General features: G+C 45.4%; 9 protein-coding genes. 6 read left to right on the forward strand and 3 right to left on the reverse strand.

The features are described from left to right. Positions 1-163: 163 nt before the first annotated feature. Positions 164-3,475, reverse strand: coding sequence for a VPS10 domain-containing protein (locus B3O12_RS03330; RefSeq protein WP_286755297.1), 3,312 nt, complete (start codon positions 3,473-3,475; stop codon positions 164-166). Positions 3,476-3,647: 172 nt separating this feature from the next. Between B3O12_RS03330 and B3O12_RS03335 the strand changes: the two genes are divergently transcribed. From B3O12_RS03335 to B3O12_RS03350, 4 genes are all read left to right on the forward strand, one after another. Beyond that, complete coding sequence (locus B3O12_RS03335) at positions 3,648-4,697, forward strand: PA0069 family radical SAM protein (RefSeq protein WP_286755298.1); 1,050 nt, start codon at positions 3,648-3,650, stop codon at positions 4,695-4,697. A gap of 158 nt (positions 4,698-4,855) precedes the next feature. Then, a complete protein-coding gene (locus tag B3O12_RS03340; RefSeq protein WP_286755299.1) occupies positions 4,856-6,817 on the forward strand; it encodes an alkaline phosphatase family protein in 1,962 nt (653 codons plus the stop codon). A 147-nt stretch (positions 6,818-6,964) separates the two neighbouring features. Then, positions 6,965-8,077: a Fic family protein gene (locus B3O12_RS03345; protein ID WP_286755300.1), complete on the forward strand. Its 1,113-nt coding sequence runs from the start codon at positions 6,965-6,967 to the stop codon at positions 8,075-8,077. Between the two features lie 190 nt (positions 8,078-8,267). After that, a complete protein-coding gene (locus tag B3O12_RS03350; RefSeq protein WP_286755302.1) occupies positions 8,268-8,717 on the forward strand; it encodes a hypothetical protein in 450 nt (149 codons plus the stop codon). A gap of 37 nt (positions 8,718-8,754) precedes the next feature. On the opposite strand, the gene B3O12_RS03355 is transcribed toward B3O12_RS03350, so the two are convergent. Beyond that, positions 8,755-10,299, reverse strand: coding sequence for a glycine--tRNA ligase (locus B3O12_RS03355; protein ID WP_286755304.1), 1,545 nt, complete (start codon positions 10,297-10,299; stop codon positions 8,755-8,757). Positions 10,300-10,435: 136 nt separating this feature from the next. Here B3O12_RS03355 and B3O12_RS03360 point away from each other — a divergent pair, with 136 nt between their 5' ends. Further along, on the forward strand, positions 10,436-10,978 hold the full coding sequence (locus B3O12_RS03360) for a DUF2911 domain-containing protein (RefSeq protein ID WP_189628847.1): 543 nt from the start codon (positions 10,436-10,438) through the stop codon (positions 10,976-10,978). A gap of 47 nt (positions 10,979-11,025) precedes the next feature. Beyond that, the gene (locus tag B3O12_RS03365) at positions 11,026-11,490 is read left to right on the forward strand and encodes a hypothetical protein (protein ID WP_286755305.1); all 465 of its coding nucleotides are present in this window, start codon (positions 11,026-11,028) and stop codon (positions 11,488-11,490) included. Positions 11,491-11,707: 217 nt separating this feature from the next. On the opposite strand, the gene B3O12_RS03370 is transcribed toward B3O12_RS03365, so the two are convergent. Further along, complete coding sequence (locus tag B3O12_RS03370; RefSeq protein WP_189628849.1) at positions 11,708-13,075, reverse strand: amidohydrolase family protein; 1,368 nt, start codon at positions 13,073-13,075, stop codon at positions 11,708-11,710. Positions 13,076-13,081: the final 6 nt, after the last annotated feature.

Genomic DNA, 13,081 nt, shown 5'->3' on the forward strand with positions numbered 1-13,081 from the left:
TGTAATTCAATACGTTGCGGATAAAACTGGGATATTCCTGGCACAATCCCAAAAAACAAAGCGGCTCTTTAGAGATTAGGTCTGTTGTGGTAAATAGTGGCTTCGGTTAGCCACTATTCGGCAGACTTCTCTATTGAGCCGCTTTGCAAAGTCTAAATAGCTTTTACTTGCTCCAGTTAGGCAAAGCCCCTGCCAGCCATGGGCTGTTTCTGCTGCCAAGCTTTCGGTGCATTGCCTCCATTCGGCTTTGAAGAGCTCGCACCGAGGTCAAAATCGGAGTAAACTCATCGGCCGCAATTTCATAGTTTTTAATGGATGTGCCCGTAACATCTGAGAGCGAGCCATAGATGTCGTAGGCGGCACTTTGGGCGCGCTGGCGCATGTCATAGTCACCATCCATATCGAGCCTCCCCAGGTTGGGGTCTCCATTCATTGCTATGTTTATGGCTTCCAGTTCTTTTTCTAATTCATCAATTTCTTTGAGCAATTGTAGCGATTCCTGAATAGGCATGGCTTTAGCCGATGCTCTGAAGACATCCAGCTCACCGCCCATTTCAGAAAGGACCGACCTAGTGGCGTTCATGGCTGCTACCAGACGGGCTGCTTTCTTCTTAAACTCTGCCATGGCCGACCAATTTGCGGCAGGCAAGGTGCGGTTATTGAGCTCCGACACGCGGAAAGGTACGTTACTAACCAGCTCCGAAAGCTCGCCTTTCAGCACCTGACTCATGCTTACCGTGTAAGTACCCGGCACTACAAACACGCCCGTAGAGCTGAGGCTCGATGAAGGGTTGGCCTGACGGGCATTTACGCTATAAAAGTTCATGTATGTAAGATCCCAAACTATTTGGTTTAGTCCTTTGCGCAACGGACTTCTCAGCTCACTCACTACTTCTCCGGCCTGGTCTTTAATAGTGAATATCATGTAAGAGGGGGCTTCATTTTGCTCGGCTTTGTATTCCTCCAAACTAGGATACGGAATGGCCTCTCCTTTTTTAAAGGCTTCAGACTCCCGCCTGTTTCTTTCGGCCCTCAGAGTGGTAGTGCCTTCTTTGAGATAATAGTTAATAATAGCTCCCGTTTGAGGGTTGGGAGCAGAATAGTGCATCTCGCCCTGAAAACCGTGCTCTCTCGATCCCAAAGAGCCTAGTGGAGTCCATTCGTTGAACATTTTGGCTTCGGAAATAGAAAATATATGAGCTTGTTTTTCGGCAATCTCCTCAGAGAATTCTCTTAAAATGCTGTAGTCGTCAAGCACATAAAACCCTCGGCCAAAGGTGCCCAGTACCAGATCGTTTTCTCTTTCCTGAATAGCCATGTCTCTCACGTTAATTGTAGGTAGCCCGGCCTTTAGGGCTTTCCAGCTTTGACCTCCATTCAGGCTTACATGTACGCCATATTCAGTGCCCGCAAAAAGAATGTTGGCATTTACATGGTCTTGTTCCAGAGCATACACCGCTCCTTCGGGCAGGTTACTGCTTATACTTCGCCAGGTTCTGCCTTTGTCATTACTTACATAGACATATGGAGTAAAGTCTCCACTTTTGTGATTATTAAATGCCGCATACACAGTGTTTACATCGTGTTTTGAGGCAATAAGGTCATATACATAAGTGTTTTCAGGTACTCCGGGAAAGCGGTTTATCTTAAACCAGTTCTTGCCTCCATCTTCCGTTACGCTAATCTGCCCATCGTCAGAACCCACATAAATTAGCCCTTGCTGAAGTCTGGACTCATCGAGCGATACTGCGGCACCGTATCTGGAAGTAGATCCATTTTTGGCTACTGCATCCATAGGCCATATTTTACCCATTACAGGCAACAGGTTCCGGTCTATATCCTGATCTAACTCTCCGCTAATCACCTCCCAGGAGTTCCCGCGATCGGTACTTTTGAAAAGTTTGTTTCCGGCAAAGTATATGGTTTTATGGTCGTGTGGACTCACCATAAGGGGAGAGTCCCAGTTGAAGTTATATTCTTTTTCTCCTTTTTCCGGACGGGGAACAATGGTTACACTTTCTCCACTTTTTCTATCGAAACGAATGAGGCCTCCATTTTGCGATTGAGCATACACAATATTGGGTTCAACAGGGTCGGGTACCGACTCAAAACCATCGCCTCCTTGAGTCACAATCCAATCGGAACTAATAATTCCGTGTCGGCTCACCGTTTGCGAGGGGCCATGTAGGCTGTAGTTGTCTTGGGTTCCGCCCATTATGTTGTAAAAGGGTTCTGCATTGTCTACCGAAACTTTATAGAACTGCGTTACCGGCAGGTTGGTAAAAAACTTCCAGTTTTCTCCCTGATCAAAGCTTTCATACACACCGCCATCGCAGCCCTGAAGAATGTGCTTGTTGTTTTTAGGGTTAATCCACATGGCGTGGTTATCCCAGTGCTTACTCTTTTCTCCCAGTTGGGTGAAAGTTTTTCCTCCATCAACCGTCACCATGGTGAATGTGTTGAGAGAGTACACACGGTCTACATCTACCGGATCGGCTACAATCTCCTGATAGTAGTTTCCGCTGGTAGAATGGTTGCTCATTTTTTGCCAGGAGGCGCCACGATTCGTGCTTCTGTAGAAGCCGCCTTGCCCGTTCTGTGCTTCTACAATGGCATAAAGTACTTCAGGGTTGGCGGGAGAAATGGCCATACCTATACGTCCCTTGTCCACTCCCGGAAGTCCGCGGTTTATCTTGTCCCAAGTTTTGCCGGCATCGGTAGATTTGTATATGCCCGACTCAGGGCCTCCACCCAGGTAGGTCCATTGTCTTCTCCTGCGCTGATGCGCGGTGGCATAAATTACATCGGGGTTTCTGGGGTCAAGGTGTACCTCGTTTACCCCCGTATGCTCCGATATTTCGAGTACCTTTTCCCAGGTTTCGCCACCATCGGTTGTTTTGTAAAGACCTCTGTCGCCTCCTGCACTCCACAAGGGGCCATAAGCAGCCACATATACTACATCCGAGTTTCTGGGGTCTATAGCAATCATGCCAATATGCTCAGACTTTTTTAGGCCCATGTGTTTAAATGAGGCTCCTCCATCAATGGATTTATAAATGCCGTCACCATAAGAAACCGAGCGCTGGTTGTTGTTTTCTCCGGTTCCTACCCAAATCACATTGTGGTTGTTGGGGTCCATGGCCAGGGCTCCTATAGAGTAGCTGCCATAATTATCAAAAATGGGATCGAATGTAGTACCGGCATTCGTGGTTTTCCATACCCCCCCGGCAGCAGCGGCTACGTAAAACTCGGCAGGGTTATCAGGGTTCACCGCCAGGTCAGCTATTCGACCCGATGTAAGGGCCGGACCCACGCTTCTGAAACGAAGGGTGTTTAATGAAAAGCCATCGGAAGGGTCTTTTTGAACCGCTGCACTTTCCGTTTTTTGATTTCTTCTTTGGGCTTGTGCCTCATACCATGAGAAGGAGCAGGTAAGGACTACCAGTACAAGCCAGTAGGGCAAATATTTTTTCATGAATAGAATGAGTTTGATTCTGACAAAAGAACAAGTTAGTCCTTCGCTTCAAATTATTTTTTCCTCTGATCAAAAAACCTGATTTCACCAGTTATTGGAAGCGCATTTTTAGCACCCATCCGATAATATTTAGTTAATTGCTATTATATTTAGCAATACTAAAAATAATACTATGATAAAAGGAAGAGGAGCACAGATTCAGGTGAAGAATAGGTTTTTGCTGCACGAGTACGTACAGGAGCATCTGGAAGGAATAGATGAATACGATGAGGGGGCTCCTCCTACCCAATATGTTCCCATATTCCCCAAAACCATAGTCAACAAAGTGGTAAGTCCCGATGTGGGCATGGAGTTTTCGCTAAATCCCTATCAGGGTTGCGAGCACGGCTGCATTTATTGTTATGCGAGAAACTCCCATGAGTACTGGGGCTATAATGCCGGGCTTGACTTCGAACGCGTAGTCCTTTATAAGCAGAATGCCCCTTCCCTGCTCGAAAGCTATTTTCAGAAACCCAGCTATGAGCCGGCCACCATTGTACTTTCAGGCAACACAGACTGCTATCAGCCAATAGAGCGCAAGCTCGGCATTACCCGAAAACTTCTGGAGGTCTTTTTAAAATATAAACATCCGGTGGGCATTATTACCAAAAATGTGTTAGCAACCAGAGATGCCGACCTTCTCAGTGATCTGGCTAAGGACGATTTGGCTACTGTTATCTTTTCTGTAACAACGCTGGATGAAAAAGTAAGGCGAAAACTTGAACCCCGAACAGCTACTACACAGCAGAAACTCAGGGCAATAGAGACGCTGAGCCGTTTGGGTGTAAACGGCAACATTATGATTGGCCCAATTATTCCCGGGCTGAACGACCATGAAATCCCCAATATTATGGAGGCCGCCTCAAAGGCCGGAGCAAGGAGTGCAGGCTTTACCATGGTCAGGCTAAACGGTCAAATTGGTCAGGTTTTCGAGCATTGGGTGAAAAAGGCTTTTCCCGATAGAGCCACTAAAATACTTAACCAAATAAAGGGAGCCCATGGCGGGCAACTCAACGACAGCCGTTTTGGAAAGCGAATGCAGGGAGAGGGTATAATGGTTGAATCGATTCATAAGCTGTTTGCTATAAGCAAGACCAAATACTTTGGAAATTCACATCACAGGCCCCCTCTAAGGACAGATTTATTCGTGAAAACCAAAAGGGGGCAAATGGGCTTGTTTTAGGAGTGGTTTTTAGCAAGAAAATGAGCCATAAATGGATTGTTTATAGCTTATGAATGGATAGTTTCGTGAGCCATATGTTTATAGTCAGTAGCATAGCATTTTCCTACTCCTTCTAATTTCTTATCTTCATACGCACCAACTAAATTAAGCGTACTACAATGAACACAAACACAAATCGGGTTTTTGACCATGTATTCATTATCATGTTCGAGAACCAATACCGGAGCTATGTTATGGAAAACGAATATTTCCGGGGTCTCGCCAGGCAAGGTATAGACATGGCTAACTACTTTGGGGTAATGCATCCCTCGCAAACCAACTACATTGCTTCGATTGCTGCCGAGCTATGTAATATGACAGACGATGATCCACCTCCGAGCCCACTTGAGCAGCGCACCATCGTAGACCTGATAGAAGAATCGCCCTATAGACTCGACTGGAAGGCATATATGGATAGCTACATACCTCAAAACCAACCGTGGTCTGAAGGCATGCAGCCCAAAGACGAGTATCCGTATATGATTAAACATAACCCATTCTCTTCTTTCAAAAACATTATTGAGAATGAGTCCAGGTGGAAGAAAATCCAGAACGAAGCAGCCCTTTACTCCGATTTGCTCAATGGTACTCTTCCGGCCTACAGCTGGTTTACTCCCAATATGTGGAACGATGGGCACTATCTGGACGGAACAAATCCGATCGATATTCCGGCCGATAAAGACAAGCAGCCCAAGGAGCGCGCCCCTACTTTAGTCGATCAGGCAGCCGTTTGGCTGGAAGGTTTTTTTAATTCGCTCAACTTTCCAGGGCCCAACTCACACTTTCCCCCCAACACGCTTGTCGTAGTGACTTTCGATGAGGCCGATTTTGAAGCGGCATACGATCTGCCCAAAGACAAAAAGTATTTCTATGATGGTCCCAACCAGATTTATACCGTCCTTCTTGGAGATATGGTACAGGCAGGAGGAGTAGCTTTGGAAGGCTACAACCACTACAGTTTAATCAAAACCATTGAGCACAATTTTGGCTTGGGATCTTTGGGTAAGAATGATAAAGAGGCCAACTGGTTTAAGTTTTTGTGGGGCGAAACGTTTATTTGGGAAGCTCCGGAACCCACACCTTTTACCCTAACGGGCGCCATGGCCTTGGCCAACTACAAAGATGCACTCTATCTGGTTTATGCTGCTCCAGACGGAAACTTGCACTATGCGACATTCGATGGAGATAATTGGAGCGATACACAGTCGGTAGGCGTTGCTGCTTCTGGCTCTATAGCACTTGCCGTTGTGAACCATAGTCTCACTCTTGCCTATGTGGAAGGCAGCACCCTAAAAACACTGACTTATACAGAACAGACCGGATGGAGTAAGAACCCTCAGACCTTGCAGCAAAATGCCGATAAACTCAGCCTTGTGTCTTACAACGAGGCTACACAACTTATGCTGGCCTATACGGACAGCACCGGGGCTGTTTATTCCATGACTACCGATGCACAAGACCATTGGCAGACGGCTGTTTCCGTTGGCTTTTCCAGCAATGGCGATATTGAGCTGGGAGTTTTGGGTGCTTCCATTTATCTGATGATGGAAGATACAAACAGTCATCAAATTCAGGTGTGTTCGTACAATACGGCCGATTTCAATGTAGTCACCCTTGAGACTTCAGCCTATAATGGTCCGCAGAGCAACACCTCTAAAGACAAGTGGTCGCCCAATGTCTATCCGGTCGCCCATTTTTCTGCTGCAGCCTATGCAGGAACACCAAAGGAGAAAGAGCCTGTTTCTCAACCCTATTTGGGCTCAGGCGAGCTGGCTTGTGCTACGCTCGATGGAGTGATGCACCTGGTGCATCGCGGAGTTGGCAACGATTTGTTGCTTACCGAATCGTTTTCGATTCATGGATTAATGACTCCGGAACACCCCATTTCGTACGACCCTGCGCAATCGGCCACAACTAATTCCGGTTATGGAACACTGGCTCAGGCCGGCTGGTCGGAGCAGTCAGCTATATTGGGAGCCTATGCTTCGGGGGCTACAGGTATGGCCGAAGTAAATGGAGAATTGATTTTGCTCTTTGTTAAAGAAAACGGAGCGTTGGAAATGGTAAGAGGAGGTTATTAGCCTCCTCTTATATACTGGCAGAGGGAAGGGGGGTGAAAATTGTATCGGATATTGAGTACAGCGTATTGAGATAATGAGCTATAAACGGATTATTTATAGCTCATAAAATATACTATATTTGAGCTATAAAAATAGAATTTATAGCTCATGCCCTGGAACTGGAAGAAAAAAGGCTGGCCTCATTTTAAATATGACCTGACTAGATTCGCTTCTTTCGAAAAGAAGTATTTACACAATTCAGGGCTCTTAGATGGCAGCTTAAAGCACCTAGATAGCCAGGAAGATGAATCTCTGAAACTTGAACTACTCATTGATGAGGCACTTTATACTTCAGAAATAGAAGGAGAAATACTTAACAGGGATTCGCTTAAATCATCGATCAGGAAGCACTTAGGGCTTAAAACAGACATGAAGCGTGTGCCTCCGGCTGAAGAAGGCATAGCGGATATGATGGTGAGTCTTTATAAAACCTATGAGAAGCCTCTTACGCACGAAATGATGTTTGAATGGCACAAAATGCTGACTCTAGGCCGTAGAGACTTGATTGACATTGGTGCTTACAGAACCCATGAAGATTCTATGCAGGTAGTTTCAGGCTCTATCAATAAGCCAAAGGTTCATTTTGAAGCTCCTCCTTCAGAAAGAGTACCGAAAGAAATGGAAGAGTTTGTTGGTTGGTTCAATCGCATGTCTACATCTGAGGAGGCCGGTCTGTACCCTCTAGTCTTTTCAGGAATAGCTCACCTTTACTTTGAGAGTATACACCCTTTTGAGGATGGTAATGGCAGGATTGGCAGGGCACTTTCCATCAAGGCCATTTCACAGCAAATGGGAAAACCGGCTTTGCTGGCCTTCTCAAAAGTGATTCAGCAAAATAAGAAGGACTATTACGAGGCCTTGAACAAAAACAGTTTCGACCTGAACATTAACCCATGGCTGGAATACTATGCCCAGACGGTACTTAAGGCCCAGGAATACACGCAAAAGTTGATTGACTTTCTGATAGAGAAAACCAAGTTATACCAAAAGTTCGACAAGCATTTGAATGAGCGCCAGGCCAAAGTCATAGACCGTGTTTTTAGGGAAGGGCTGGAAGGCTTTAAAGGAGGCCTAAGTGCCGCCAACTATATAAGAATAGCTCAAACCACTGCCTCCACCGCTACCCGGGATTTACAGTCTCTGGTAGAAATGGGGGCTTTAAAAAGGACTGGAGAAAGAAAGGCTACGAGGTATTATTTAAGCCTTGAAATTAATAAATAACACATTTAAAGGGTTGCTCTAAGACTAGATATGGAAAGACCAATTCTCCAATTTTTGAAGCGGACATATATAACCCACCATCACATAAAAGCCCCTCACCAAGCACCTATTGGATTTAATAGGAGCACTTATTTGTGCCCTTAGCTATTTACTGTTCGAAATGGGGTATCCCAAATTCCTTTGAGCGGGGTTGGTTGGAGCAGGTTTTATTTCTTTCGCTAGGTGGGCTGATTATAAGCAAAAGCCAATCGCAGGAAGAATAATTGGATCATTAACCATAACTCCAGAATTTATAGCTCTTAAAAATCAAAAATTCAAATTAGATCAACTCTATGAATTGACCATACATTTCGAATCCTTCTACAAAAAGAAAGAATACAGTGCATGGAGCTTTTATAATTTGAGAAGTGGAACAGAAAATTATCTTTCCTTTCAAGAGAAAGGCAATCTCCACAAATATCATTTCATGCAATGGGGGCCAGCCTCACAACAGAAACTTCTTAAAGTATTAGAAAAGATTTATGAGAATGGAGTTCCAATCAAGGAGTACATGGATGGTAGAACATACTTAGGAGAAAATCTTTCTTATGAGGAAATCCAAGCGTTCAAATCTAAATACTCATTGAAAATGAATAATTGAAGAGGAGATTCCCGCTTGCGCGGGAATGACATAAATGTTACAGTTTCCTCAACAATCCCTCCAGCGCACAGCTCTCTTTCAACTTGCTTTTCAGCTCATCGATAGAAACCCTGATTTGAGACAGGTCATCTCTATCTCGGATAGTTACCGTGTTATCTTCCAGTGTATCGTAATCTACAGTAACGCAGAAAGGAGTACCGATGGCGTCCTGCCTTCTGTAGCGCTTACCGATAGCATCTTTCTCATCGTACTGACAGTTAAAGTCGAACTGCAGGTCTGAAAGGATTTCTCTGGCCTTTTCAGGAAGCCCATCTTTCTTCACCAATGGAAGTACTGCCACTTTATAAGGAGCCAAAGCCGCAGGAATTTTCAATACAGTTCTTTCACTGCCATCTTCTAAAGTTTCTTCAGTGTACGAGGCCGAAAGTATGGCCAGGAACATACGATCCAAACCAATCGATGTCTCGATTACATAAGGCACATAAGATTTATTTTCCTCAGGGTCGAAGAACTGAAGCTTCTTACCAGAGTGCTCTTCGTGTGCTTTTAAGTCGAAATCGGTTCTTGAGTGAATTCCTTCCAACTCTTTAAAGCCCATTGGGAAGTTGAACTGCACATCGGTGGCCGCATTGGCGTAGTGCGCCAGGTTAATATGGTCGTGGAATCTGTAGTTTTCTTCTCCCAGACCCAATGCTTTGTGCCATGCAATTCGCTTGGCTTTCCAGTTTTCGTACCAGGTCATTTCCTCACCCGGCTTCACAAAGAATTGCATTTCCATCTGTTCAAATTCTCTCATTCTGAAAATGAACTGACGGGCTATAATTTCATTTCTAAAGGCTTTACCAATTTGTGCAATACCGAAAGGGATCTTCATTCTGCCGGTTTTTTGCACATTTAAGTAGTTTACAAAGATACCCTGGGCCGTTTCTGGTCTCAGGTAAATTTTATTGGCACCTTCTGCTACAGAACCCAGTTCGGTAGAGAACATCAGGTTGAACTGACGCACATCCGTCCAGTTCTTAGAACCGGAAACAGGGCAGGCAATTTCAAGCTCTTCGATTAAAGCTTTTATATCGGCCAGATCGCCTTTTTCCATACTGGCACCTAGACGCTGCTCAATCTCATCGATCTTGGTCTGGCTTCTCAGTACATTTGGGTTGGTGGCCAGAAACTGTGCTTCATCAAAGGCATCGCCAAATCGCTTTTTAGCTTTTTCAACCTCCTTGGCAATTTTAGCCTCGTACTTAGCCACTACTTCTTCAATCAGCACATCGGCACGATACCGCTTCTTGGAATCTTTGTTGTCAATCAATGGATCGTTGAAGGCATCTACGTGACCAGACGCTTTCCAGGTAGTTGGGTGCATGAAAATGGCGGCATCAATACCGACAATGTTTTCATTCATTTGCACCATGGCTTTCCACCAATACTCCTTTATGTTGTTCTTTAGCTCAACACCATTCTGGCCATAGTCATAGGCCGCAGCCAAACCATCGTATATCTCGCTGGAGGGGAATATAAAGCCATATTCCTTTGCGTGACTTGTTATTTTCTTGAGCAGATTATCGTCATTCTGTGCCATGCCGCAAAGATATGGAAATCACTTTCAACTAAACCAATGGGAATTCAAAAATGAAAAACATGAATAAACCCATATTTGACCATTATTTGGCCCGTTTCTGGTGGCGACTTTTTCGAATTGGATATATTTACAGGACATGAAGAGACGGATTGTATACATTGTGGGTGCCGTGCTGTTTGTGGTTTTGGCCTATGTGGGCATAAACCAATACATGCTTTACTACACCAAACAGTTTAGCCCCGAGGCTAGTGCAGAGTATATAACCTCCGATATTTCTGTGAAGGTGTTTTACAATCGTCCTTCGAGAAAAGGCAGAACCATTTTTGGCGATTTAGTACCTTATGGTCGTTGGTGGCGCACAGGGGCCAATGAACCAACTCATATAGAGCTGAGCCGAGACATTGAGTTTGATAATGGTGCCCAACTGCCGGCAGGCAAGTATTCACTGGTAACCATTCCGAAACCCAACGAATGGGAAGTGATATTCAATAGCAAAATTCCTGATTGGGGAACCGAGTATTTCCCCGAGTTTGACGTACTACGTGTACCTGGGCAGGTAGAGCGGCTTCCCCAACCCGTAGAGGTTTTTACCATAGACTTTACAGAAGAAAATGGTCAGCCTCGCCTCACCATGGCCTGGGACGACACCAAGGTTACGGTGCCCTTTAGGGTACAGTAATTAAACCTTCTGCAGTTTTGCCCATCCAAAAGGCAAACAACAACATTATGACAAAATCTATTCAATTTATGGTGTTTGCCATTATGGTCGTGGTAAGCCAGCAAATGTTTGCTCAAACCAGTGAAAAAACGCTCTTGAAAACGGAGCAATTGGCGGCAAGGCTAGGGCTCAATGCGGAGCAAAAGGCTGAACTGGATAAGGAATTGAAAGCTGCCCAAGAGGCTCGCAAGCAGCGTATGGAACAATTCAGAACAATGCGTGAAGAATTGAGGCGCGATGCTTTTGTGGAAAGACAGGAGCAACGTGAACGAATGAAGGCTCTGCTTACACCGGAACAGTTGGCAAAACTGGAAGAGTTGAAAGGCAGACGAGGCGAAGCAATACAGCGCATGCAGAGAGAGGACAAGGGACGCCATTTCGATGGCCCACGACAGCCTATGAGGTTTAAGCGGCACATGCTCAAACGAAGAATGGAATTGAGAAAGAGCGTGCGAAAGGATGGTGGCCGCTAGCGGCTGCTTGTGAGAAGGGTGTTTTTGAAAAGGTCAGCGCGGGCCTAAAAAACCTCAGAAATTTCATCAGTTGTTAGAAAAGAGAGGCTGCCTCAAAAGCCAACTAGTTCGTCATCCTCTGTTTGATCGGGAGACTTAATCTGGATTTATACCTCATTTTAAGAGATCTCCCATTTGTGTGGGGGAATGATACTAAGCTTTTGAGACAGCCTCTTTGCTATTTCCAATCGTTTTCATTTTTGGGTCCCATGGTACCTTTTACACTATTCAGTAGTTCCTTACTGTTGTATTTAATACCTCCTTTAACCACCCACTGAACGTTTCGTGTGTGGGTTATGTCATTTAAGGGGTTGCCCGTTACCACAAATAAATCGGCTAGTTTACCCACGGTTATACTACCCAGCTTATCGCTCATCCGTAGGGCTTCTGCTCCATTGATTGTGGCAATACGCAGTACATCGGCATTGGGAATGCCAATGGCGTTTAAGGCTTCCATTTCACGATGGGCGCTAAATCCGGGAATAAACTCCCCCACAGAGGGGTGGTCAGTTCCGAGGGTTATTTTGCCGCCTTTATCGTAATACCGTTTCACAGTCTTTTTCTTTACATCAAATATCTTTTGGAACATGGCCAGCTCTTGCCGGGTGTCTTTGGTAATTTCAAAAGCATAGGGAGTGAGATACTGTCTTTCGTTGTGCCAATAATCATAGAAAGCTTTGCGGTGCCCATAGTATCCATAGGCCGTCAGCGTGGCATCGAAATATACGTTGTTGGCAATGAACCAGTCAATCTGTGCATCGATTTGTGAGGCCGTTTGCGGGTTGTTTAAATCCAGATTCTGAAGGGTGGCATAGGCCGATACGGAATCAGGTATGGCATCGCCTCCTAAAAAATGCTCTATCCTGTCAATGCCCATGCGTATGGCTTCTTTTGGGTTAACGGTGTTTCGATAGCCGGAACCCAGATGTCCTGTAACGGTAAGGCCGTGCAAGTGGGCTCGTTCTATAAGCGCCTGTAATAGTACCGGGCTTATGCCCTTGGCCTTAAAGCCTGCAACTCCCTGTTCAGCCCAATGGTCTACGGTGGCATAGACATCTTCTACCGTAGTGCGTCTGTCCCAAGCGGGAAAGGCCGTTCCAAAGTAGGGGCCTGAGCTATGAATTCGAGGGCCTATTTTTTCTCCCCTGTCAATAGCTCTTCGGGCTTCTAACATTACTTCCGGCTGAATTTCTCCTCCCGGAAAGGTAGAGGTGACCCCATTGGCCAGAAAGATAACGGGGTTGGCCACTACTTCATCTCTCCGCACGCCATCGAAAGTTACCCGGTAGTGGGCGTGTAGGTCGAATATGCCCGGCAAAATGTATTGGTTATCACTTAGCTCAAGAGTCTCGTACTCACGGGTGTTCTCAAGTGGTTCTCCAATGGCAACTAATTTTCCACTTCTTATGACCATGCCTTTGTTGGCCTTCATTTGCCCTGAAGGCGTGTGAAAGTAGTAACCTCCAGTAATGTAGAGGTTTTGGGCTACTAGCGAAGACTGCGTTAAAAAGAGTAATAAGCTGAGAAAGCCAATAAATCTTTTCATAACTCT

The sequence above is a fragment of the Roseivirga sp. UBA838 genome (assembly GCF_002296035.1).
Classification (GTDB): Bacteria; Bacteroidota; Bacteroidia; order Cytophagales; family Cyclobacteriaceae; genus Roseivirga; species Roseivirga thermotolerans.